Origin of the sequence: Priestia flexa (assembly GCF_021441905.1) — a bacterium.
Classification (GTDB): domain Bacteria; phylum Bacillota; class Bacilli; order Bacillales; family Bacillaceae_H; genus Priestia; species Priestia flexa.
Genome location: NZ_CP090431.1, coordinates 991439 through 1014606, shown reverse-complemented (window position 1 = coordinate 1014606; position 23168 = coordinate 991439). Strand labels below are relative to the sequence as shown.

The window sequence follows — 23168 nt, the reverse complement described above, 5'->3', positions numbered from 1 at the left end:
ATAGAACGTTTAAGGAGGTTTTCAAATGGGGTTACTTGAAGATTTACAATCACGCATTTTAATAGGAGATGGTGCAACTGGTACCCTTCTGTATTCACATGGAATTGATAGCTGCTTTGAAGAGCTAAACATCACAAAAAAAGAAGAGATTCAGCGCATTCATCGTGCATATGTAGAAGCAGGTGCAGATGTCATTCAAACCAATACATATGCTGCCAATTATCAAAAGCTTGCACGATATGGTTTAGAAGATGCTGTCAAAGATATTAACATTTCAGCCGTCAGAATTGCAAAGCAAGCTGCTAAGAAAGATGCATACGTGGTCGGTACACTAGGAGGCATTCGCTCATTTCAAAAAAACGCCATCTCAACAGAAGAAGTAAAGCGAAGCATTCGCGAGCAGCTATTTTGGCTGTTAAATGAAGGCGTTGACGGCTTGCTATTTGAAACATACTACGATTTTGAAGAATTAAAAACAGTGTTGTCCTTGGCTAGAAAAGAGACATCAAAACCAATCATTACGCATGTTTCACTCCATGATATTGGCGTATTACAAAATGGAACATCCCTTTATGATGCGTTTCAAGAGTTAGAATCTTTAGGTGCAGATGTTGTCGGTCTGAACTGTCGTTTAGGCCCTTCTCATATGATTCAATCGCTTGAAGAAGTTCCGCTTTTAGATCGTGCTTTCTTATCAGCTTATCCAAATGCAAGCTTACCAGCTTATGTAGAAGGAAAAGTGGAGTACGCTACAAATCAAGATTATTTCGTTGAAAGCGCCAAAGCTTTTCGCAATCAAGGCGTTCGTTTAGTAGGTGGATGCTGCGGTACTACGCCCGCTCATGTTCAAGCGATGTCACAAGCATTGAAGCATGAAAAGCCTATTACGCAAAAGAAAGTAAAGATTAGACCAGTTGTAGAAATCAAAGAACAAGAACAAACAAAGGAACCACACCTCCATGATCTTGTGAAAGAAAGGCGTTCAATTATCGTTGAGCTTGATCCACCAAAACAGCTTGGACCAACAAAATTTTTAGATGGTGCAAAAGCTCTTCATAAGGCTGGTGTTGATGCGGTTACCCTTGCAGATAATTCTCTGGCATCACCTCGAGTAAGCAACTTAGCAATGGCATCGCTTATGCAGCAGCAAACGGATGCTCGACCGCTTGTTCATATTACGTGTCGTGACCGTAACTTAATCGGACTTCAATCCCATTTAATGGGACTTCATACACTTGGCATTAACCAAGTATTAGCCATTACAGGAGATCCATCAAAGATTGGAGATTTCCCTGGAGCTACGTCCGTTTATGATGTCTCTTCATTCGATTTAATTAGCTTAATTGCTCAATTTAATGAAGGATTATCCTATTCAGGAAAGCCACTTGGACAAAAAACCAATTTTTCAATCGCAGCGGCATTTAACCCAAACGTTCGACATTTAGACCGTGCAGTTGTCAGACTTGAAAAGAAAATTTCATGCGGTGCTCACTATTTTATTACACAGCCGCTATACTCAACAAAACAAATTGAAGAAGTGTACGAAGCAACGAAACATTTAGATGCTCCAATTTATATCGGCATCATGCCACTAACAAGTGCTCGTAACGCTCGCTTTATTCATCATGAAGTACCCGGAATTAAATTGTCGGAAGATATTTTAGCACGCATGGATGCTACTGGAGAAGATCGAATTAAAGGTGAAGTTGAAGGATTAGCAATTGCAAAAGACTTAATCGATACTGCCTATGAATTATTTAATGGTATCTATTTGATTACACCGTTTTTGCGCTACGAAATGACCGAGATTTTAACTCGTTATATCAACGATAAACAGCTTGTAACGACAGAAAGGAAGAACTAAATGACCTCATTAATTCAAGAACAATTACAAAAGCGAATATTAATTATTGATGGTGCAATGGGAACCATGATTCAAGACGCAAATTTAACAGCTGCTGATTTTGGTGGCGAAGAGTACGATGGTTGTAATGAGTATTTAACCCTAACAGCTCCTCACGTTATTCAGCGTATTCACGAAGAATATTTCGCTGCAGGTGCTGATATTATTGAAACCAATACGTTTGGCTCTACTTCCATTGTATTAGATGAGTACGATTTAGGTCACCTTGCCTACGAGCTAAACATCGAAGCTGTAAAGCTAGCGGTGGCAGCACGAGATAAGTTTTCAACGCCTGAGTGGCCAAGGTTTGTAGCCGGAGCTATTGGTCCTACAACAAAAACATTGTCGGTAACGGGCGGAGTTACCTTTCAAGAATTGGTCGAGTCGTACGAAGAACAAGTTCGTGGATTATTAGACGGTGGCGTTGACCTCCTTCTGGTGGAGACGTGTCAAGATATGCTAAACGTAAAAGCTGCTTTTTTAGGAATTACAGCTGCATTTGAAGCATCGGGCAAAGAGCTTCCTATTATGATTTCAGGAACAATCGAACCGATGGGAACGACGCTGGCGGGCCAAGATATTGAATCTTTCTATCTATCATTAGAGCATATCAAGCCTCTATCTGTTGGCTTAAATTGTGCTACTGGCCCTGAGTTTATGACGGATCATATTCGCTCTTTATCTGAATTAGCAACGTCTGCTGTTAGCTGTTACCCAAATGCTGGCCTTCCAGATGAAGAAGGTAACTACCATGAATCACCTGAACTTCTTGCTCAAAAAATTAAAAGCTTTGCGGACAAAGGTTGGTTGAATTTTGTTGGTGGTTGTTGCGGTACTACGCCTGCTCACATTAAGGCGTTGGCTGAAGCTGTGAAAGACGTCTCTCCTCGTCCATTAAATCGACCTGAGCATAACCATGCTGTTTCTGGAATCGAGTCATTAATTTACGATGACTCCATGCGCCCTTTGTTTGTAGGTGAACGTACCAACGTTATCGGCTCACGTAAATTTAAGCGCCTTATTGCAGAAGGAAAGATTGAAGAAGCTTCTGAAATCGCGCGCGCTCAAGTAAAAAATGGTGCACATGTTATTGATATTTGCTTAGCCGATCCAGATCGCGATGAAATTGAAGATATGGAACTGTTTATCCAAGAGGTTGTGAAAAAAGTCAAAGTCCCTCTTGTTATTGATTCAACGGACGAAGCCGTAATTGAACGTGCCCTCACCTACTCACAGGGTAAAGCAATTATTAACTCCATTAACTTAGAAGATGGCGAAGAGCGGTTCGATGCCATTTTACCGCTTGTAAAAAAATTCGGTGCTGCTCTTGTGGTTGGTACAATTGATGAAGAAGGTATGGCGGTTACCGCTGAGCGAAAGCTTGAAATTGCGAAGCGCTCACACGATTTACTGGTTCAAAAACATGGATTCAACCCTAAAGATATTATTTTTGATCCGCTTGTTTTCCCTGTTGGTACAGGTGACGAACAGTATATTGGCTCTGCGGAAGAAACGGTAAAAGGAATTAAAATGATTAAAGAAGCATTGCCTGACTGTCAAACAATTCTCGGCGTCAGTAACGTATCGTTTGGCTTACCGCCTGTTGGGCGTGAAGTGCTAAACGCTGTATACCTGTATCACTGTACGCAAGCTGGTCTTGACTATGCCATTGTAAATACTGAAAAGTTAGAGCGCTATGCGTCCATCCCTGAAGCAGAAATTAAGCTAGCAGACGCGTTACTGTTTACTACTAACGATGAAACGTTAAGCTCGTTTACAGACTTTTATCGTGATAAAAAGAAAGAGTCAAAAATCGAAGTATCGAATTTAAACCTTGAAGAACGTTTAGCTATGTATATTGTAGAAGGAACAAAAGAAGGACTGCTCCCGGATCTGCAAGAAGCGCTTGCTAAATATGATGACCCATTGGATATTATTAACGGTCCATTAATGAATGGAATGGCAGAGGTTGGGCGCTTGTTTAATGATAACCAGCTAATCGTCGCCGAAGTTCTCCAAAGTGCTGAAGTCATGAAAGCATCCGTTGCCTTTTTAGAGCCGCATATGGAAGCGTCAGAAAACGATTCTGGTAAAGGGAAAGTGATTTTAGCTACAGTTAAAGGTGATGTACATGATATCGGTAAAAATTTAGTCGACATTATTTTAAGCAACAACGGATTTAAAGTGGTCGATTTAGGAATTAAAGTAACGCCTCAACAGCTCATTGAAGCTGTGCAAAAGGAAAAGCCTGATATCATTGGGTTATCCGGCCTACTAGTAAAATCAGCTCAGCAGATGGTATTAACAGCTCAGGATCTTACGCAATCTAAGATCAACGTGCCTATTATGGTAGGAGGCGCTGCGCTATCTCGTAAGTTTACTGATTTTAAAATTGCACCTGAATACGAAGGTGCTGTTCTATATGCTAAAGACGCAATGGATGGCTTATCGCTTGCCAATAAGCTTCAGAACAAAGAAGAGATTACACAGCTTCTTGAAGATTTAAAAGTTCGTCAAGAAAAGAAAGTCACGTTTAAAGAGCGAAAACATCAGGAAAACACAACTGCAACAGCCGTGTTACAACGGTCTGCTGTATCAACGGATGCTCCGGTGTTTATTCCATCTGATTTAAAACGTCACGTTGTGAAGCATTACGATTTGGCGCAAGTTTTACCCTACATTAACTGGCAAATGCTTTTAGGCCATCATCTAGGACTTAAAGGTAAAGTTAATAAATTACTTGCTGAAAAAGATGAACGAGCCGTTCAATTAAAGGAAACGGTAGATGAATTGCTGGAATTAGCTCTAAAGGAAAACTTAATTAAGCCAGCTGTTATCTATCAATTCTTCCCTGCGCAGTCAGATGGAAATGATTTAATTATCTATGACCCTTCTGACCAGAAGACAGAAATTGAGCGCTTCACGTTCCCGCGTCAAGAGAAAGGACAGTTCTTGTGCTTATCTGATTTTGCCAAGCCTGTTGAGAAAGAAATGGATTACGTCTGCTTCTTCTCAGTTACAGCCGGTACAGGAATCCGCGAACGTGCCGCTCAGTTTAAAGAAAATGGTGAGTTTCTAAAGAGTCACGTTTTCCAAGCGCTAGCACTTGAACTAGCAGAAGGCTTGGCAGAACGTGTTCATCAACAAATTCGAGACCGTTGGGGCTTCCCTGACTCTCCAGATTTTACTATGGCAGAAAGATTTTCAGCTAAGTATCAAGGACAACGCTTCTCTTTTGGCTACCCAGCATGTCCAGACTTAGAAGATCAAGCCAAGCTATTTAAGTTGATTGAGCCTGAAGATGTAGGTATTCAACTCACGGACGGCTTTATGATGGAGCCTGAGGCTTCCGTTACCGCTCTTGTGTTCGCTCATCCAGAAGCTAAATATTTTAACGTCCTATAATAAATAAAGAAAAATCCATCGTTATCTAACGGTGGATTTTTCCTATTCAAACATTAAAAAACTAAAAAAATTAACTTTTCTAAAAAAATACCTTGTCACCTCCTCTGACATTTGTTAGGATAAGAATATTAAATTTTCAAACAATTAAAACTTTTGTTTTTTAGGAGGATGTTCACATGGTTACTTTTTTCGCTTCTATTGCCCTTTTAATCGGGGGATATGCCATTTACTCAAAAGTGGTTGAGCGAATTTTCGTTATAGATCCAAACAAACAAACACCAGCGTATGAAAAGTTTGATTCATTAGACTACGTTCCGATGAAATGGTGGAAAGGTTCATTAATTCAACTCTTAAACATTGCAGGTCTTGGCCCCATCTTCGGAGCCGTTATGGGCGCTTTATACGGACCGGTAGCGTTCATCTGGATTGTCATCGGCTGTATCTTTGCAGGAGCTGTACATGATTACTTCTCTGGTATGCTATCTCTTCGCCATGGTGGAGCACAGTACCCAGCGCTAGTTGGTAAATATCTTGGAGCAAATATGAGAAAGATCATCAATGTCGTTTCTCTTGTGCTTATGATTTTAGTAGCGGCAGCTTTCACAGCTGGTCCAGCTCAGTTAATTACAAGCGTTACATCTTTACCTTTTATCGTATCGCTAATTATTATTTTTGCTTACTTTATTTTAGCGACGGTCCTACCCGTTAATAAAATTATTGGAAGAATTTATCCTTTATTCGGTGCAGTATTGATTTTCATGGCTGTCTCAATTGCATTTGCACTTATTTTCATTTCAAAAGAATCTGTACCAAATTTAACATTAGAAAACCTTCATCCACAAGAGCTGCCGATTTGGCCTCTATTAATGGTAACTATCTCATGTGGTGCTATTTCGGGCTTTCACTGTACGCAAAGTCCAATTGTTGCTCGTACACTAAAAAATGAAAAAGACGGACGCAAAGTATTTTTCGGCGCGATGATTGGAGAAGGAGTTATCACCTTAATTTGGGCAGCAGCTGCAATGACATTCTTCAACGGAACAGGTGGCCTTCAAGAAGCACTTGCTGCTGGTGGACCATCTGCGGTAGTAAATGAAATCTCAACATCGTGGCTTGGAACATTAGGAGGCATTCTCGCTATTTTAGGTGTTATCATTCTACCAATTACAACTGGGGATACGGCATTACGTTCATCTCGTATGATTTTAGAGGATCTTGTTAGTAAGAACCATAAAGAAGGAAAAGGAAATAAAAAAGCAACGTTTATTTATACATTATCCGTTGCGGTTCCAGCTTTTTATCTATCAACAATTGATTATTCATTCCTTTGGAGATACGTTGGCTGGACCAATCAAGTCGTTGCCACTGTCATGCTATGGACAGCTACCATTTACTTGCTTCAACATGCTAAAAACCATTGGATTTGCGGAATTCCATCTATGTTTATGACGGCGGTAGTTTGTTGCTATATCTTCTATGCTCCAGAAGGTTTAGGGTTAGATTATGGTTTATCAATGGGTATTGGTACAGTTCTTACTTTATTCGTAGGCGGTTGGTATATTAAACAGATTCGCACTTATACTAATCAAAACATTAATACACAAGTAGCATGATAAAAAGGCTTCCGATTCGAGGAAGCCTTTTTATATGAAATACAAGCGTTTTCTTGATACAATAAATACGCATGTATACTACTATTTATAAGAATATGACCGGTTCATTGAAAGGAGCTTTTTTAAGTTGATCAAACTATTTGTCAGCGACCTTGACGGTACGTTGCTTCATCAGGAAAAATATGTTGAAACACATAATATTGAAGCGTTAGTAAAGCTTCAAGAAAGCAATATTGATGTTTGTTTAGCATCAGGACGAATGGATAGTGAAATTCTAAAAATTTCGTCTGATATTCAAAATAATTTTCATCGAATTAGTCAAAATGGTGCGTTTGTTTGGACAAGAGATAATCACTCACTACACGCTAAGGTATTTGAAAGTGAGTTAGCTTCCAGCCTATACAAACAAACGCTAAATCCTAACCACGTCGTCTTAGTTTGTTCAAACGATACGAACTATGTAGAAACGAAAAACGACGTCATTAATGAAATTGAAAAGCATATGTTTTTCCCAATTGAGGAGCAGGAAAATATGCTCGACTCTTTTGGATTAAACCTCTCGCCATCTAAAATTACAATCCTTGGAGACCACTCAGAATTGGTAGCTCTTCAAGCTGATTTAACACATCAGTTTAAAGAGCAAATTGATGCCTACATTTCTGCAAAAAACTGTTTGGATATCATGCCAAAGCACATCAGCAAAGGAAATGCTATTCAAATCTTACTAGATCATTTAGGTTTACAACCTGAAGAAGTAGCATGCGTGGGTGATTCCTTTAATGATATTCCAATGTTTCACTTAACGCCGAATAGCTTTGCGATGGCCACAGCTCCTGAAGAAGTGAAAAAACACGCTTCTGCTGTTGTTTCATCCGTCAGTGAAGCAGCGGAAATTGTCTTAGCACGAAATAATAGCATCCCTACTAAATAAGAAAAAGTGCGAAGCGTCTGCCTCGCACTTTTTTAATGTCTCTTCCAAACTGCCCGGAGGTATTCTCCTAGGCTGTGCTGAGCACCATTATCTGTCTTGCCTGCTTTTACAAGAGCCTGAATACGTTCTCTCCTAACAATCGTTAAGATCAGCGTCATAAAAAACAGAATGGAAATTCCCATTACAAATAGCGCTAATAATGATGCTACAATGGTTTCTGGCATTGTTAAAGATGACAAATTTACCTCTCTCCTTTCTTTTTGTACAAAGGAAGGAGTTAGTTGAATCGCTTATCCTAAAAGATTCTTCTGTTCATATTCATTCTCTGCATACGATTTTAAATCCTGAATTTCTTGATATGCCCCTTCAAGACCTTGCTGTTTTGCTTTTTGATTCATATGGTTATACACCATCTTCACCTTACACACTGTTGCTTTAAGAGATGTTTCTGGGTCAGCATCTTCTTTTAAATGAACATTTGCCAAATCTACAATGGAGCGAGCTAATAACTCGACGCTATTGCGCAGCTCAACTTCGTTATAGACCGCACGATCTTGAAGCTTAAAACGAATAATCTCATTTGCTAACTCCCTCACACGTACAAACTGCTGCTGTTCATTCATAGTATTTCCGCAGTAAGAAACTTATACCCCACTCTTTAGGCGCAATAAGTAACTAGACTTCTTACGGCTGAGCTCCCCCTTTTATTAGGCCTAGTCTGCTTTTGATAAATAAAAAACGCTTTTCTTATGTTATTTTACTATTAGATATTCGATAAAATAACTGCGTTTTCCTTTATCTCTTTCCCTTTAATTGCCGACATATTTTGCTTCTATTCCGACTTTAAATGCGCCAAAACATGATAAACAAACAGTAAAATTCCAACTGTTGTTAAAGTAGCTTCTACTGCTATAATAGGCGTCATGCTTTACGTATTAAGCACAGTCATCAAAAATAATCCTATCATCATAATAGGAAGCCCTAAGTTATGCAACCACGCATGAATTTTGTCTACTTATTCCTTCTTTTAGGAGTTTAGAATCATCCATTCAAATAAAAAAGCAGCTGGCAATCCAGCTGCTTAACTTTATGCAATATAATGTAAAACAAAGTTCAAGAAAAATAACAACGCAATTACGTACATAAAAGCGGATACTTCACGCATTCTGCCGATTGCAAGCTTTAAAAGCGGGTATGCAATAAAACCAAAAGCGATACCATCAGCAATGCTGTACGTTAGCGGAATTAGAGCGATAATTAAAAACGCTGGGAAACCTTCTGATAGATCTTGGAGGTTGATGTTCTTGATATTTTGAATCATCAAACCACCAATAACAATCAAAATCGGTGCAATTGCACTATCTGGAATAAGCTTAATAAATGGAATAAAGAACAGTGAGCTTAAAAATAACACGCCTGTAATTAAAGACGTAAGTCCCGTTCTTCCACCTGCTGCAATACCTGATGCTCCTTCAACTGAAGCAACAGTTGGGCTCGTGCCAAGGAGACCTGCCAAAGAGGCAGAAACAGCGTTTGCTTGAAAAGCTTTTGAAAACTTTTCCTGTTGGTCCATCATGCCTAATTGGCCATGAATTAATCCAATGTTCTCGAATACAAGTACCATGGTTAGCGAGAACACCGCAGCCCAAAACGTAATTTGTCCAAGCGCTGTAAACGAAAAGGCACCGAAACCTGCAAAAAATTCTTGAAAGCTTGTAGAGGTGCTGCCGTTCGATTGATTTTGAACACCAAACAGCATTGCAATAAGCGTTCCAGCAATCATGCTGAGCAAAAAGTTTCCGCGTATATTTCGAATAAATAACACAATTGTAATCATCAATGTCAACAACGTACTAAGCACAAACGGATCTGATAGATTCCCTAATGCAACAAACGTTGTATCACTTGGAATAACCAATCCACCTTTTTGAAGCCCAATAAATGTTAAGAATAACCCGACTCCAACGGTAATTGCTTCTTTTAAAGAGTGCGGAATCGCAGCCACAAGCTTTGCAGATAGCCTTGAAAATGCAAGTAAAGTGAACAAAACGCCGGATATAAATACGGCAGCTAGTCCTTCTTGCCACGTTAATCCCATTGACTGTACCATTGTATACGTAAACAACGCGTTGATTCCCATACCTGGAACCAAAATAAGCGGGGCGTTTGCCCAAAACGCCATCAGTAAACAACCAATGACCGATACAGCCACCGTCGCAAAAATACCTGCTTCTAATGGGATGCCTGCATCTGATAAAATAGTTGAATTAATCGCAATGATATATACAATTGATAAAAAGGAAATAACGCCCGCAACGCTTTCTTTTCCAAGCGTTGTGTTATGATGTTTCAATTGAAACAAATTTTCTAATAACGCTTTCAAATTTTCTTCCTTCTTTTCTCAATATCCCTCACCCACCCAGTGTCTAAAAAAGCCACCGTGGCTATTATAGCAAAATCCGTGGCGGTTGCAAGAGAAATTTTACGTTTTCTACAGTATCAACTTCTACTGCATTTATAGTATCAGCATTTTTTGCATGCTTATCGATAACATCTTTTACTAATCGCTGTATTAAAAAATAAGCAATCCTAATGAAATAATGACGCCGCTTACTAACAAAATCATGACGCAATATCCCATGATATCTTTTGCTTTTAACCCAGCGATTGCAAGAGCAGGAAGCGCCCAAAATGGCTGAATCATATTCGTCCAAGCATCTCCCCAGGCTACTGCCATGGCAGCTTTTGCAGTTGGTACATCTAAAGCTTGAGCTGCGTCTAAAACTACCGGAGCCTGAACTGCCCACTGCCCTCCTCCGGACGGTACAAAAAAGTTAACAATTCCAGCACTCCAAAAAACAAACATCGCAAACGTTGTTTCAGTTGAAATCGAAACAAATGCTTCTGAAATCACAGTTGCTAACCCTGAAGATACCATGATGCCCATCAGCCCTGCATAAAATGGAAATTGAATAATAATGCCACTTGTTCCTTTTACAGCTTCTGTTACCGCTTTCAAAAAATTACGAGGCGTTCCATGAAATAAAATTCCCAGAAACAGAAACAGAAAATTGACAATATCTAAATTTAATAAAAGTCCTTTTTCCACGAAGTAATAACCTAAAAATACGATTCCCGCAGCCCCAATTGCCAATGAAATAATTCGGCTATTCTCTAAACGTGCTGCGGGCGTCATATGCTCAGCTTCAGCCGATGCTGCTTGAAAGTCTTTTAACAGCTCAGGATCTACTACAAATGCTTCTTCCTTTGGTGGCATCATTAATCTATTCACAATCGGTACGGCTACAAACAAGGCGGCTACAATCACTAAGTTAAATGTAGAAAAAATGGTTTGACTTGTTGGAATAAGTCCAATCATGTCTTCTGCAAAATGACCAGGTGTCGCAATCGTTAAAGGAACAGAACCCGAAAGTCCTCCATGCCAAATGACAAAGCCGCTGTATGCACTCGCAATTAATAAACGATAGTCGACATACTTCACTTGTTTCGCTAATTCCTTTGAAAATAACGCACCTACAACCAGCCCAAATCCCCAGTTTATAAAGCTTGCTAGTAATGAGATAATCGATACAAGTACCACTGCTTGTCCTGGAGTCGAAGGCAAGCTAGCAAGGCGCGTTAATCCTTTTTTACATAAAGGACTGCTTGCTAATACGTGCCCCGTTACTAATACTAGAATCATTTGCATAGAAAAAGCTAATAACCCCCAGAAACCTTCTCCCCAGTACTGCACTAGATTTATTGGGGTACTATCTGTAAAGATAAGCCCCAATCCAAACACTGCAAATGTTAGGATAATGACAAATAAAAATGGATCTGGTAAATACCTTTGCATAATCCCATTAAAAAAACCAACTATGTGTTTCATAGAAGTTCCCCCTTATTCGACTTTTTCTGACGTCATGTATGATATTCGCTTTTTTTATTCTTTTTTCCTTTAAAACAGGAAAAGAAGTGAACCACCGCTCACTCCTTTTCTTTAAAAATCATGTTATACGATATTGCATATATTTCCTTATTCAGTTCGCATGGGCATAAGCGGGATTTTTTAACATTTAAACTTATAACCCTTGACAAGTTTAAACGTTATGTTTAGAATTAACTTCCCTAGATTTGAAATATATAAGTGTACAATGTTAGAAATAGTTAGTCTTCCCTGTAATGAAGCACGCCCTGTGGGCGTGCTTCATTTTCATTTATTGAAATAAATACATATCTCAATTCCCCCAGGTAATACTACTACCATCTTTTTATGACTGGAGAAGGATGTCATTACAGTAAATGCGCTTTGTCCTGGTTATGTAGATACGCCACTTGTTCGTAACCAACTTCAAGACTTAGCTAAAACACGTAACATCTCACTTGAGAAAGTATTAGAACAAGTAATCTACCCCCTCGTTCCACATCAGCGTTTGCTAACAGTTGATGAAATTGCTGATTATGCACTTTTCCTAGCAAGCGATAAAGCGAAAGGAGTGACAGGCCAAGCCATTGTAATGGACGGCGGGTATACAGCTCAGTAAAAAATGACATAAAAAAGGCGATGAATTTTGCGTTCATCGCCCATTTTATGAAAAGGATAAAATGATTGCATCTTTATAATGGAAAACCCTTTTTTGACCATTAGTTTAAGGCTTATTCTCCCCTTTATAAACCTCAAAACGCGCTATTATTGTATAAAGTCATCTCCCCAAACAACTTTATACAAACCGAACTGAAATCGCTTACAATCTTAACTTTATGAAATCATTTCCTTTTCGTTCTATGTTCATTAAACACTAATTTTTTCAAAATAGCAACCCTTTTTATCGGATTTCTTTAAGTATGTTCTAAAAGATGATATTTTTATATGAAGTCCTCATATTTTATTGAAATATGGGTAAATGATACATAAGAAGGAGTGACAATCATGAGTGAAAACATCGAAGAATATTTAGAAAGAGGACTATATGGCACCCAAGAAACAAAGCAAGCTGAGCGTAAATACTTCCTCACTGCTTTACGTGAACGAATTGAAATTGCTCTAACTAAGGGACAGGTAATGAAGCCAACCGTTTATAAAGAGGTTGAAACAACCATCACTAACGTTCAAAGTGGACAAGTCTTTTTAAACGGAACGATTTCCTACTCTTTTTTATCAAAATATATTCAAATAGCAAACAAACATAACGTTCCTTTTACTATTGTACAAAACCTAGAAGCTGATACAGATATCGGACTCGTGGTCACAGGGTCAAAAGGTTCCACTGAAAATGAAATTTTTATCAAAAATTAAAAAGCCGTCATCGACGGCTTTTCTTTATTTTGCAAATACATGATTTCCAATTGTTTTTACAACTTGACGAGAGCGAATCCAATCATCTGTCGCTGTGTCAGGGTTATAAAAGTAAATGGAATCATTTAAGCGATCTTTTCTCATTAGTGCCTCTTCCACTGCACGGTGTGCTTCATCAGATGCTGGCTTATTAATTGAGCCGTTTTGAACAGGAGAAAACGCATAGCTAGTCCCTACCACTTCCATAATTACTCCGTTAACACTGTTTGGAAACTGCTGTGACTCTACACGATTTAGGACAACGATAGCTACACCTAATTTTCCTTCATACGACTCACCTTTTGCTTCCGCTTCTACTAAGCGTGCCAACAAATCTTTCTCTCCTTGAGAAATGGCCATTCCTTCAGGAGCCGGCTGTGTTTCTGCCTTAACTTCTTCTACTTCAGCAGGTTGGCTTACTTCTTCCGTTTCAACCGCTTTAACGGCTTTCTCTTCTTCGGCTACTTTTGACTCTGAAATTAGCCCATCAGTATCTCGACCGTTTGGCTTTTCTGGAATACGAAGCGTTTCCCCTTCATAAATCCATTCGTCTGTACGATTATTTTCGTCCATTATATCTGCAATGGTTACACCATATTGTTTACTTAACTGCCCAAGGGTATCTCCCTTAATGACTTTATATTTCGTTTCTGCTACTGCGACTGACTGAACGCTTCCAAGAGCAAACATAGCAGTTAGCATCATGAATAAAGACTTAACATAACTCTTTTTCATGCGGTAATACCTCCTGAAAATTCGTATGGTACTACTCTAACATAGCGTAGTACCTCTTTCACCGAACGATTCCTTTACATTTCTTTTAGTTTGATTAATAACATTACGAATCAAACACGATTATGACAATAATCCTATATATTTGTCATAATGAAGGAATTTTTTTGTGCAAGGAGGTAGGTATTACCTTGTTTATATTTCCCTTTTCAGACTTTTGACTCACTTCAAAATCATTTCAATTCTAGAAATAGATGCACATTTAACTACTCTATAACTACATTTGCTGAAAGAAGCAATTATTCAAAACGAACTCTATGCCACACCTTTCCCCCCAAGATATTGTGAGTAAAACAACTCCTATCAGGCAAAGTCATCATTCGTTATGTGAAACTTTCCTCTTAGAAAATCGAATTAAAAAGATATAGAGTATGACTTCTCCTTTTCCTTAAAAGTCCTGTGATTGAAGCGAACTATCTGAAGTGAGAATCACGACTCATTGCGCGCGTTCTGCCCTCTTTCACACCCAAACAATACATGGAGATAAGTAGTTTTCCCACTACTCGAAGAAGCCTGTGATTGCAACGAAGGATGGGAGACTCCTGCAGGACTAGCGAGTGCTCTGAGACCCCGCAAGTTTACGAGGAGGCTTAGGCTTAGACCGAGCCCTGCGGAAAGGGAGCAGCCGGAGTAGAAATCACGACCCATTGTATGCGTTCTTCCTTCTTTCTTCTTTCAAAACAAAAAAGATGAAGCGCAAATTTACACGCTTCATCTTCTTTAATCTTCAAGCTCTATTTCTACAACATCATAGAAATCAATTACTAGCTTAGCACCTGTATCGTCCATAAACGTAAACGCAGATTGATCGTCTGATAAATCCAGGACATAACCTGACAGTAGCTGTTCACTATTATCATAAACCGTTGTTAATGAAACCTTTTTGTGCTCAACAAACGCTTCTTCTAATAATGAATGGAGGTCGTACTCCCGGTCGTCAGCTGGCCGGTTTGTTAACAGCATCCCATATGTCATCTGTCCATTTTTATCTTTCCATATATAATCTGCAAAATAAAATGGTGCTGTACTTTTTCGAAAATCGTCCATGTAATCCCTCCTATAGCTACATATTACTTTCATTATATAAGCGTCTGCTCAAGAAAGCTAGCGTTTCAACTTAACTACGAGGCGTTTCGGTATAATAATACGTAAAGTTCCCACCTCGACCAGCTACTCCGCGAAAATGCTTGAAATCCTCTCTTCTTACAAGCACAGGTTGAAACCCTAAAAAATCCTCTTTACGAACGTGTAGCTCTTGAATCTCGCCGTCACGGAGAGCATCTAACTGCTTCATTACTTCCTCTTCGTTCATTTATATGTACTCCTTTCTACGAAAAGTCCTTTAACCATTCTTTTAGTTTATCATACTGTTCTGCAGCTTCTTCATATCCTTGCTTATACAAAACGTCTAACTTTGATCGGTCTTTCTCCATTCGCCCTACTACCAGTGGCTTCTGTGGACGAATCACAAATATATTTCCTGCTTTCTCCTGCTCATCGATATAAGCAAGCGTATCATTATAAAGCTTATAGCGGTTCTCTAATGCCTTAACTAAACCTGGATACTTACGATAATAACGCTTTGTAAACCAAGATGAACTGGATTTTTTCTTTTGGTATCCTTTATTTCGTGTTAACACCACAATATTTTTCTTAAATCCATCACTCTCTGCTTTTTTTACTGGAATTGGATCGCTGATTCCCCCGTCTAACAGCTGTTTACCACCATACTCCACAACTTTTGACACAAATGGAAGCGAGCTTGATGCGCGAATAATGGTCAGCAAATCGTCCTCATGATTGTCAAAATAAACAGGCTTTCCCGTTACGCAGTCCGTTGTGCCTACTACAAGCTGTTCAGTTCGCTTGTGAAAAGAATCAAAATCAAATGGAAGTAAGCTGGTTGGAATTTCTTCAAATACAAAATCCATCCCAAACATCTCACGCGTCTTAAAATAATTTCGCAGTGACAAATAACGTGGATCATCTATATAATCTAGATTAGCTCGACGGCTTCTTCCTACTTGTCGTGATAAATAGGAAGTTGCATGACAGGCTCCCGCCGAAACACCAATCACATAAGGTAAATATAAATCTTGTTCCATAAAGTAATCAAGTACCCCCGTTGTATAAAGGCCTCTCATACCGCCACCTTCTAATACTAACCCTGTATTTCTCATAATAATTGACACCTTCTATTTCTAATGTTTTAATCATTAAATAATCCTACATGTCAGTACTATATCGAATTACCCTCCTTTTGTCGAAGAATTCACTTAAAAAAACATCTTTTTTTACATTTTTTAAAAAACATCTTTACTAATTAACCAATTTAAGGCAAAATTGAGAAAAAGAAAATAGAAAGCGTTAACTAGATTTACTTTTATAAATTTTCTAAAAATAATCTAATGAAGGAGCGATTGCGATGAAAATTGCAGAGGTAGGAAACGTAATTGAATTTAAAAATGGTTTAAAAGGTATTGTAGAAAAAGTAAATGAGAACTCTGTAATTGTTGACCTAACTTATATGACTAACTATCGTGATTTAGACTTAGAACAGCGAACAGTTGTAAACCATAAAAACTACACCATTATCAATCATGCGATGTAACAAATAACCACCCAGTACAAAGTACTGGGTGGTTATTTGTTACAAATCTTTTCCTTTTGCTCTTTACTTAAAATACCGAGTTTGTACAACATATACGCATATTGTTGTGCTTTTTTAGCCGATTTCATTTCCTTCCTCCTCATGCTTTTACTTTATTATATTCACACAACTAAAAAAGTTTCCTTAAGGAAAGAAAAATAGCTTCCTCTAAAAAAAGAAAAAAAGCCTCTAAATTCGAGGCTTTTACTTTGCAATCACTTTTTTACCATTTGTAAATGAGTAATAACATTCTCCTGTGAAAATATCTTGACTTTCATGGATATGAACCCCTGCTTTATCTTCCATAGCCGCTTTCATCATTGCTTTTGCAACATTGTAAGCTTTAATTGGTCGATATTTCTTCCATTTACCAATTAGGCAGAATGAGCAAGACTTAAGAGTGTATTCCCCTACTTTTTCAAACAAACGAAACTCATCGCGTTTGCCTAATAGTAGCGATGGACGGAAGAAATGCGTAGATCGAATGTACAGACTCGCAATATCTTCTTCCACCTGACCTTTTACCTTACTGTAAAAGAAAGGGGAACGAAGATCAGCACCAATTGCTGTAACGGTTAAAAAGTTTTGGCAGCGATTTGCTTCGGCACATTTTGCTGCTTTTAGTGGGAATTCATAGTCCACTTTAATAAATTTCGATTTTGTTTTTGCTTTCTTCATCGTTGTGCCTAAACAACAATATACATCATCAACTGCAAAATCTTTTTCATACTTTTCAAGCTCTGCAAAATCAATTTCGAGCTGACGTAGCTTTTCATGTTCAACCGGCAGTGCCTTTCGAACAAGTACTGTCACATGGCTATATGAGCGATTATCTAAAAGCAACTGTAAAAGTTCTTGACCAATAAGGCCACTTGCTCCTAGTACTAATGCTGATCTTTGTGACATTCTTTCACCTTCTCACCTTGTTGTTGTTTACATCGGAAAACAGGTTGTTAAGACAACCTGCTTTCATTAACGATTATCAATCGTTTCTGGATATAAATCGTGATTCATTAATCGATAAGAAGCCATTTCTTCATACTTTGTGCCTGGACGACCATAGTTTGTATATGGATCAATGGAAATTCCACCACGTGGCGTAAATTTCCCCCATACCTCAATATAACGTGGATTCATTAATTCGATTAAGTCATTCATAATAATATTCATACAATCTTCATGGAAATCACCATGATTTCGGAAACTAAACAAATAAAGCTTTAAAGACTTACTTTCAACCATTTTTTCATCAGGTATATAGCTAATATAGATTGTAGCAAAATCAGGCTGTCCTGTTTGCGGACATAAGCTTGTAAATTCTGGACAATTAAATTTAACGAAATAATCTCGATTTGGATGCTTGTTATCAAACACCTCTAAAATTTCTGGTGAATACTCAAACAAGTACTTTGTTCCTTGATTACCTAAAAGCGTTACACCTTCTAATTCCTCTTCTTTACGACCACTCATGTGTGTTTCCTCTCTTTCTACGATTGTCATTCTAACAGCGTTTTTTCATTTTGTACATATTTGTTTTTGTATTTTATTTGTAAATTTTTTAAAGAACGCTTACACGCCTCTTTTATTTCCCCATACAAGTGCATGAACCTGCGGCAATACGCGTACATTATTCATATCTGTTGTAGCTACAACAAGATCAATTAGCCACTCATACTTCCCTAATAATTTACGAGTTAACGCATCGTCATCCGTTGTTGTCAAATCATCATTTCCTACTTGAACAAAGAATGGCACTGATGGATAGCGCTGATGAATGTGTTTTGCATAATCGAAATCCGTTTCATCAAACACAACCACTTTAATGCTAATATGTTGACTACGTCCATTGTTTTGCAAGCGTTCAACAATATCATCCAACACTTCGTAATTTGTCTTCATTCCCGAGCTTGGTGGCTTGGGTGAAAGAGTTAAATCGTCAATTTTATAAAACCACTCTTGAAAGCGACTTCCCTGAGTTTCAAGCGCGACTTGCTTTTGATGATCATGCAAGCGATCAATTAGTTTATCTAAAGATTTCAACAGCGCTGGATTCCCGCCTGAAATAGTTACATGGTCAAAGCGGTCTCCTCCTAAGGTTTGCAATTCATGCCAGACCTCTTCGTCCGTCAGTTGACGGATGTCACTTTTCGCTGACCCATCCCAAGTAAATGCCGAATCACACCAACTGCATGAGTAATCACAGCCAGCTGTGCGCACAAACATTGTTTTTCGGCCCACAACCATTCCTTCTCCTTGAATCGTTGGACCAAATATTTCGAGAACAGGAACCTTATTATTCATCTCGCTTCACCTTCTTTGGACGATATACAACATAGCTTGTAGGAGTTTCACGAACAAACACTTGCACGCATGCTGGCTTATTTTCAAGTTCATCTAAGTGAGCTTGTACAAGTTCATAAATTTTCCGAGCAATAACTTCAGATGTTGGAAAATCATTCGCATCCTCTTCATTAAACAACTCTTTATGATCATTTAAAAGCGTATGATCGAACTGACCAGAAACAATTTTTTTCAACGTAGCAAAGTTAACTAAAAAGCCTGATGAATCTAATTCATCACCTGCAATAGTTAAATTAACAAAATACGTATGGCCATGAACCTGCTGACATTTTCCTGCTGACTCATGAGGAACAAAATGCGCAGCGGCAAAATTCATGTCTTTATTTAATTCGTACGAATAAGGATGTGCTACCTGTGGGTAAATTTGCTGAAGCATTACTGTTCCCCTCCTTGTTTCGTGTCAAGGTATTGTTCTAGACCTCTCTTGCGAAGCTTACATGCCGGACATTCTCCGCACCCGTCTGCAATAATACCGTTATAGCAAGTTAACGTATGTTCACGCACATAATCAAGCGCACCTAATTCATCGGCTAGTCCCCATGTCTCTGCTTTATCAATCCACATTAATGGTGTGTGAATGACAAATTCAAAATCCATTGATAAGTTCAACGTTACGTTTAGCGATTTAACAAACACATCTCTGCAGTCTGGGTACCCTGAGAAATCTGTTTCGCATACACCTGTTACTAAATGACGTGCACCGCTATTTTTAGCTAATACAGCCGCAAATGATAAAAAGAGAAGGTTGCGTCCGTCCACAAACGTTGTCGGTAGCTCCCCTTCCTCTTGGCTAATGTCAATATCATCTCTTGTTAGTGCGTTAGGCGCTAGTTGGCTTAACAACGACATATCTAAAATTGTGTGTTTTACACCAAGGTTTTTTGCAATGGCTTCCGCAACCTCAATCTCTTTACTATGACGCTGACCGTAGCCGAACGTAACAGTTTCCACTTCTTTAAAGTTTTTTAGCGCCCAAAATAAACAAGTCGTACTATCTTGTCCACCGCTAAATACAACAATTGCTTTTTCGTTTTTCATTTTTTTGTCTCCTTTTCCTTTATAAAGTCAAAGAAGAAAACATTCCGTTGTTTAGATCATATAAAAAAAGAGATTGCTTCGTTTGCAATCTCCCTTAACTAAGAATCCCTTTCTTATATTAAAAAAGAAACAGGAAAAAAGCCCCTAAAATCGGCGCCATTTGTCATCTCACTGATGATCTTAGTTTTTTATAGAGGGAGTTTACGAACCTCTCCCGCACATAGAGCACGGCATTTCTTCTTTCAATTTTCGCTTTTAACTATATCATACTCCATTTAAAATTACTATGTACTTCTACTTTTCTTCCTACTTTTCAATTGAATCATCACCAGCGTTACGATTGGAATGACAAACTGCATGGGAATGTGAATCCAAACTGGTACAATTTTCAAACCTATCTCTAAATGTTTAACAGCATTATCCGACATAAAAATAGTCGTAGTCAGAATGGATATCGTAACCAAAAGGAGTGATAGCTTGTGACTCCTGGTTTGATAAATATCTTTTATCCCTAAAATAGCTGCATATGCGAAAATCGTTACTTTAGCAAAACCGCCAATAATAAGAACACTAATGGCTAGCATATCCATCCGCTGAATAATATCTCCAATATTCACTTGCTGTACGGTTACAAGTAGGGGGATTGTCGATGATCCTACCAAGTGCTGTCCGAGTGTAGTTAAGCTAATTAAACTTAACATACTAAGCATAACGCCTCCTATCACCACGGCACGCGTTCCCATCTTTCTAAGAGACTTTTCTCCTTTTATAAACTGGTTAAACATTAAGAAAACAACCATTTCTCCAAATGGAAACGTCAAAATAAGCGGAAACACCGCTCTAAAAATTGAACCGATTCCTTCAGCTAAAATGGGGTGCATACGATCTGGGTTCATAACATCAGAAAAGAACAGTAAGAAAAAACCTAATACAATGAAGCCAACAAAAACAACTAACAATAACACACTCGCTCTTGCGATTGGCTCAACTTCTAAAAAGCATGCATACGCAATAACTAGCGTCATAACCCCACCCACAATAACTAGAGGCGTATCATTCATTGATGTTAACAATAATAGCTCACAAAAGTCTCTTAGAACACGCGCACCAATGTAAATAAAATATAGCACGTACAGCATGCAAATAATTTTGCCAACTAGCTTTCCAAAAGCAATTTTTAATATTGTTGGAAACGTTTCTTCTGGATGCCTTTTATATAAAAGTGTAAAAAGAGCAAAGAAAGGCAGGTACATTAACATCCCTACTAAAACGGCAATCCATGCGGATTGACGTGCTTCCTGTCCAATACTCACAATGGTCGCACTTCCAAATAAGAACAGCAGCATCATTGAGAATAGTTGAAAATTGCTTATTACTAAGCGTGGATGCATTCCTTTCCTCTCCTTTACTCACTAGGTAGTTACCGATTTTCGGTCATACTTGCCACAAGACTTCTTTGCTATATCAATTAGCGTCGATTGAGGGTATTTTTTGATTAACCATAATAAAAGCCTCGCAAATACTAACCCACTTCCTGTTCCAATTATTGCACAAATCCAAGCGATGTTCTTTGCCACAGCTAATAATAAAGTAGATACAACTAAGATTGCACTTCCAATGGAGAATACGTGGGTTAATGTAAAGAACTGTTTCCCACTTATCACTTCTTTTTGGCTCATATTGAACACTTACACCTAATAAAATGAAGAAAATATATCAATGATGGACTGCATCCAAAACTCAAGGGCATACAGCGGAGTTGGAATGGTTATTCGAAAAATAACCGCTATCCACATTACCACTCCTATAGTAGAAAAGATGCTGTATATTACGATTTCTTTTATCTGTTTTTGTTGATAAAGAGGGCGGATTGCCTTATATGCTAAAAAGCTGAATACCCCTAAAAACAGCAGTAAGTTTTCCATGTTGCACTAATCCTGCATCTCTTTCATGTATGAGTTATTCAACGTTCCAAGTCGACGGATTTGCACATCTACTTTTAAGTTCACTTCTAGATCTGTCGCAAAGATTTCATCCCAGCGATTTCTCATCTTGTTCCAGTCCTTTACGTTTTGGCGGTAAAAAACTTCTCCAAACCCAAAGATATCACTTTGATATTCGTTTTGTGCTCTCTTAATTGCTCTTCGCATTTTATCTTGCACATCATGTTCCGCTTTTTTCTCTAGTTCAGTAATCATAGCAGGGTCCTGCAAGTTAACCTGGCACTCTACGTCAGCGATGTTTGCTTCTCCCTTTAAGTTCACATCAATAACAGGCTTTCCATCTTTCATACGGCTTTTAATATCCGTACTTGTTCGCAGCATCTCAACTCCAATAATGTCATGGGATTTTTCTTTTTTTTCACACGGAATAACAACGACCGTACTTTTTACATTTCCGGTAACATAGTTATATCCTTTACTTTCACTTTCATTAAACCACCCAACAAGTTCATCTCCTTTAAAAATGCCAAGACCTTTAAATTTTAGAATGGTATCTTGATTAACTCGCTGGACATTTGCCATATCTCCGCCTTTTTTGTGGTTACCTTTTACAAGAACAGCGGTTAACACAGGATGTTTGCCTTGACTCGTTAAGTTACTAATAAGCTCATTCAGCTTTACACCTCGCGTAGGCGCCCAAACTTTTTGTGACGTATCCAATGCAGCAAACATATAATTGGCTGGAATTTTTTCAATGGTTGTCAAGACATTTAAAACGGATGAAGCGCGTGAATTTTTTGCTACCACAACAAAATAATCGGTTCGCACCTCATGATCTCGCGCGAAAAAATCTAACACTTCAGCAATTCCGCTTTTTGCAATTCCTTCACTAAGAACAAGCATCCGTAAATGAGATAAGTATATTTTTCTAGGTGATTCAATTGTCATTTTCCGAAGAGCTTCCATGACAGAATCTGCTTTAATCGAGTACGTAGTAACCGAGGGACCATTCGTCGGCGTTTGGGCTTGAATATCGCCCGGGTTAATAATTTGAACCGTTAACTCAATTCCATCTTTTACTTCGTCAATACCTACCGCTACGGTGATGGCCAATTCATTTAGCTCTCGACTACTCCAACAGCCTGATAGTGGGAGTAGACATATGCATAATACAAGTACGATTCGTTTCATGCTTAT

The 23168-nt window shown here is 38.5% G+C and carries 23 protein-coding genes, 1 pseudogene and 1 riboswitch; of the genes and pseudogenes, 7 read left to right on the top strand and 17 right to left on the bottom strand.

The annotated features are described in order from the left end of the window. Window positions 1-25 precede the first annotated feature (25 nt). From LZP85_RS05110 to LZP85_RS05095, 4 genes are all read left to right on the top strand, one after another. A complete protein-coding gene (locus LZP85_RS05110) occupies window positions 26-1864 on the top strand; it encodes a bifunctional homocysteine S-methyltransferase/methylenetetrahydrofolate reductase (protein ID WP_119542958.1) in 1839 nt (612 codons plus the stop codon). Continuing rightward, window positions 1865-5308, top strand: coding sequence for a methionine synthase (gene metH, locus LZP85_RS05105; RefSeq protein WP_234562063.1), 3444 nt, complete (start codon window positions 1865-1867; stop codon window positions 5306-5308). It abuts the gene before it with no gap. A 176-nt stretch (window positions 5309-5484) separates the two neighbouring features. After that, window positions 5485-6921, top strand: coding sequence for a carbon starvation CstA family protein (locus LZP85_RS05100; RefSeq protein ID WP_119542956.1), 1437 nt, complete (start codon window positions 5485-5487; stop codon window positions 6919-6921). Between the two features lie 127 nt (window positions 6922-7048). Then, window positions 7049-7852: an HAD family hydrolase gene (locus LZP85_RS05095; protein ID WP_119542955.1), complete on the top strand. Its 804-nt coding sequence runs from the start codon at window positions 7049-7051 to the stop codon at window positions 7850-7852. Between the two features lie 32 nt (window positions 7853-7884). On the opposite strand, the gene LZP85_RS05090 is transcribed toward LZP85_RS05095, so the two are convergent. The 4 genes from LZP85_RS05090 to LZP85_RS05075 form a co-directional block, all read right to left on the bottom strand. Beyond that, window positions 7885-8091 carry a hypothetical protein gene (locus LZP85_RS05090; protein ID WP_224840129.1) on the bottom strand — a complete coding sequence of 69 codons (207 nt, stop codon included), beginning with the start codon at window positions 8089-8091 and terminating at the stop codon, window positions 7885-7887. Window positions 8092-8142: 51 nt separating this feature from the next. Then, a complete protein-coding gene (locus tag LZP85_RS05085) occupies window positions 8143-8475 on the bottom strand; it encodes a hypothetical protein (RefSeq protein WP_076513049.1) in 333 nt (110 codons plus the stop codon). Window positions 8476-8939: 464 nt separating this feature from the next. Beyond that, window positions 8940-10235 (bottom strand): NCS2 family permease, encoded by a 1296-nt coding sequence (locus LZP85_RS05080; protein ID WP_025909171.1) that lies wholly within the window; start codon window positions 10233-10235, stop codon window positions 8940-8942. 189 nt (window positions 10236-10424) lie between these two features. Next, window positions 10425-11741, bottom strand: a complete 1317-nt coding sequence (locus LZP85_RS05075; RefSeq protein ID WP_206833401.1) for a short-chain fatty acid transporter — start codon at window positions 11739-11741, stop codon at window positions 10425-10427. Between the two features lie 403 nt (window positions 11742-12144). Here LZP85_RS05075 and LZP85_RS05070 point away from each other — a divergent pair. Both LZP85_RS05070 and LZP85_RS05065 read left to right on the top strand, forming a co-directional pair. Then, window positions 12145-12396, top strand: a pseudogene (locus tag LZP85_RS05070) (SDR family oxidoreductase); the annotation flags it as partial. A gap of 383 nt (window positions 12397-12779) precedes the next feature. Beyond that, a complete protein-coding gene (locus LZP85_RS05065) occupies window positions 12780-13148 on the top strand; it encodes a YueI family protein (protein WP_025911362.1) in 369 nt (122 codons plus the stop codon). A gap of 24 nt (window positions 13149-13172) precedes the next feature. On the opposite strand, the gene LZP85_RS05060 is transcribed toward LZP85_RS05065, so the two are convergent. From LZP85_RS05060 to LZP85_RS05045, 4 genes are all read right to left on the bottom strand, one after another. After that, window positions 13173-13922: a cell wall hydrolase gene (locus LZP85_RS05060; protein WP_025908425.1), complete on the bottom strand. Its 750-nt coding sequence runs from the start codon at window positions 13920-13922 to the stop codon at window positions 13173-13175. Between the two features lie 777 nt (window positions 13923-14699). Then, complete coding sequence (locus LZP85_RS05055) at window positions 14700-15026, bottom strand: hypothetical protein (protein ID WP_061786160.1); 327 nt, start codon at window positions 15024-15026, stop codon at window positions 14700-14702. A 70-nt stretch (window positions 15027-15096) separates the two neighbouring features. Then, window positions 15097-15291 carry a hypothetical protein gene (locus LZP85_RS05050; protein WP_025908423.1) on the bottom strand — a complete coding sequence of 65 codons (195 nt, stop codon included), beginning with the start codon at window positions 15289-15291 and terminating at the stop codon, window positions 15097-15099. A gap of 16 nt (window positions 15292-15307) precedes the next feature. Further along, window positions 15308-16162: a patatin-like phospholipase family protein gene (locus LZP85_RS05045; protein WP_206782797.1), complete on the bottom strand. Its 855-nt coding sequence runs from the start codon at window positions 16160-16162 to the stop codon at window positions 15308-15310. Window positions 16163-16404: 242 nt separating this feature from the next. On the opposite strand from LZP85_RS05045, the gene LZP85_RS05040 reads away from it, so the two are divergent. Next, entirely contained in the window at window positions 16405-16590 is a 186-nt protein-coding gene (locus LZP85_RS05040; protein WP_025908421.1) for a YkvS family protein, read from the top strand. 243 nt (window positions 16591-16833) lie between these two features. On the opposite strand, the gene LZP85_RS05035 is transcribed toward LZP85_RS05040, so the two are convergent. The 9 genes from LZP85_RS05035 to LZP85_RS04995 form a co-directional block, all read right to left on the bottom strand. Further along, a complete protein-coding gene (locus tag LZP85_RS05035) occupies window positions 16834-17535 on the bottom strand; it encodes an oxidoreductase (protein ID WP_025908420.1) in 702 nt (233 codons plus the stop codon). A gap of 66 nt (window positions 17536-17601) precedes the next feature. Beyond that, the gene (gene queF / locus LZP85_RS05030) at window positions 17602-18099 is read right to left on the bottom strand and encodes a preQ(1) synthase (protein WP_061786159.1); all 498 of its coding nucleotides are present in this window, start codon (window positions 18097-18099) and stop codon (window positions 17602-17604) included. Between the two features lie 99 nt (window positions 18100-18198). Then, the gene (gene queE / locus LZP85_RS05025; protein WP_025908418.1) at window positions 18199-18930 is read right to left on the bottom strand and encodes a 7-carboxy-7-deazaguanine synthase QueE; all 732 of its coding nucleotides are present in this window, start codon (window positions 18928-18930) and stop codon (window positions 18199-18201) included. After that, complete coding sequence (queD, locus tag LZP85_RS05020) at window positions 18923-19366, bottom strand: 6-carboxytetrahydropterin synthase QueD (RefSeq protein WP_061786157.1); 444 nt, start codon at window positions 19364-19366, stop codon at window positions 18923-18925. Before queD ends, queE begins: the two co-directional genes overlap by 8 nt. Next, window positions 19366-20028, bottom strand: a complete 663-nt coding sequence (queC, locus tag LZP85_RS05015) for a 7-cyano-7-deazaguanine synthase QueC (protein ID WP_119542952.1) — start codon at window positions 20026-20028, stop codon at window positions 19366-19368. Before queC ends, queD begins: the two co-directional genes overlap by 1 nt. 174 nt (window positions 20029-20202) lie before the next feature. After that, window positions 20203-20246: riboswitch (PreQ1 riboswitch) on the bottom strand. 66 nt (window positions 20247-20312) lie between these two features. Beyond that, window positions 20313-21419 (bottom strand): GerAB/ArcD/ProY family transporter, encoded by a 1107-nt coding sequence (locus tag LZP85_RS05010; RefSeq protein WP_119542951.1) that lies wholly within the window; start codon window positions 21417-21419, stop codon window positions 20313-20315. 21 nt (window positions 21420-21440) lie between these two features. Then, window positions 21441-21707 carry a GerAB/ArcD/ProY family transporter gene (locus LZP85_RS05005; protein WP_076513052.1) on the bottom strand — a complete coding sequence of 89 codons (267 nt, stop codon included), beginning with the start codon at window positions 21705-21707 and terminating at the stop codon, window positions 21441-21443. Between the two features lie 15 nt (window positions 21708-21722). Beyond that, window positions 21723-21953, bottom strand: coding sequence for a hypothetical protein (locus tag LZP85_RS05000; protein WP_119542950.1), 231 nt, complete (start codon window positions 21951-21953; stop codon window positions 21723-21725). 6 nt (window positions 21954-21959) lie between these two features. Continuing rightward, a complete protein-coding gene (locus tag LZP85_RS04995; RefSeq protein WP_119542949.1) occupies window positions 21960-23162 on the bottom strand; it encodes a Ger(x)C family spore germination protein in 1203 nt (400 codons plus the stop codon). Window positions 23163-23168: the final 6 nt, after the last annotated feature.

Excerpts from the sequence above, each read along its gene's own strand:
- LZP85_RS05110 (WP_119542958.1), top strand. The coding sequence starts at position 26 with ATGGGGTTACTTGAAGATTTACAATCACGCATTTTAATAGGAGATGGT.
- metH (WP_234562063.1), top strand. The coding sequence starts at position 1,865 with ATGACCTCATTAATTCAAGAACAATTACAAAAGCGAATATTAATTATT.
- LZP85_RS05100 (WP_119542956.1), top strand. The coding sequence starts at position 5,485 with ATGGTTACTTTTTTCGCTTCTATTGCCCTTTTAATCGGGGGATATGCC.
- LZP85_RS05085 (WP_076513049.1), bottom strand. The coding sequence starts at position 8,475 with ATGAATGAACAGCAGCAGTTTGTACGTGTGAGGGAGTTAGCAAATGAG.
- LZP85_RS05075 (WP_206833401.1), bottom strand. The coding sequence starts at position 11,741 with ATGAAACACATAGTTGGTTTTTTTAATGGGATTATGCAAAGGTATTTA.
- LZP85_RS05060 (WP_025908425.1), bottom strand. The coding sequence starts at position 13,922 with ATGAAAAAGAGTTATGTTAAGTCTTTATTCATGATGCTAACTGCTATG.
- LZP85_RS05055 (WP_061786160.1), bottom strand. The coding sequence starts at position 15,026 with ATGGACGATTTTCGAAAAAGTACAGCACCATTTTATTTTGCAGATTAT.
- LZP85_RS05050 (WP_025908423.1), bottom strand. The coding sequence starts at position 15,291 with ATGAACGAAGAGGAAGTAATGAAGCAGTTAGATGCTCTCCGTGACGGC.
- LZP85_RS05040 (WP_025908421.1), top strand. The coding sequence starts at position 16,405 with ATGAAAATTGCAGAGGTAGGAAACGTAATTGAATTTAAAAATGGTTTA.
- LZP85_RS05035 (WP_025908420.1), bottom strand. The coding sequence starts at position 17,535 with ATGTCACAAAGATCAGCATTAGTACTAGGAGCAAGTGGCCTTATTGGT.
- queF (WP_061786159.1), bottom strand. The coding sequence starts at position 18,099 with ATGAGTGGTCGTAAAGAAGAGGAATTAGAAGGTGTAACGCTTTTAGGT.
- queE (WP_025908418.1), bottom strand. The coding sequence starts at position 18,930 with ATGAATAATAAGGTTCCTGTTCTCGAAATATTTGGTCCAACGATTCAA.
- queD (WP_061786157.1), bottom strand. The coding sequence starts at position 19,366 with ATGCTTCAGCAAATTTACCCACAGGTAGCACATCCTTATTCGTACGAA.
- queC (WP_119542952.1), bottom strand. The coding sequence starts at position 20,028 with ATGAAAAACGAAAAAGCAATTGTTGTATTTAGCGGTGGACAAGATAGT.
- LZP85_RS05010 (WP_119542951.1), bottom strand. The coding sequence starts at position 21,419 with ATGCATCCACGCTTAGTAATAAGCAATTTTCAACTATTCTCAATGATG.
- LZP85_RS05005 (WP_076513052.1), bottom strand. The coding sequence starts at position 21,707 with ATGAGCCAAAAAGAAGTGATAAGTGGGAAACAGTTCTTTACATTAACC.
- LZP85_RS05000 (WP_119542950.1), bottom strand. The coding sequence starts at position 21,953 with ATGGAAAACTTACTGCTGTTTTTAGGGGTATTCAGCTTTTTAGCATAT.
- LZP85_RS04995 (WP_119542949.1), bottom strand. The coding sequence starts at position 23,162 with ATGAAACGAATCGTACTTGTATTATGCATATGTCTACTCCCACTATCA.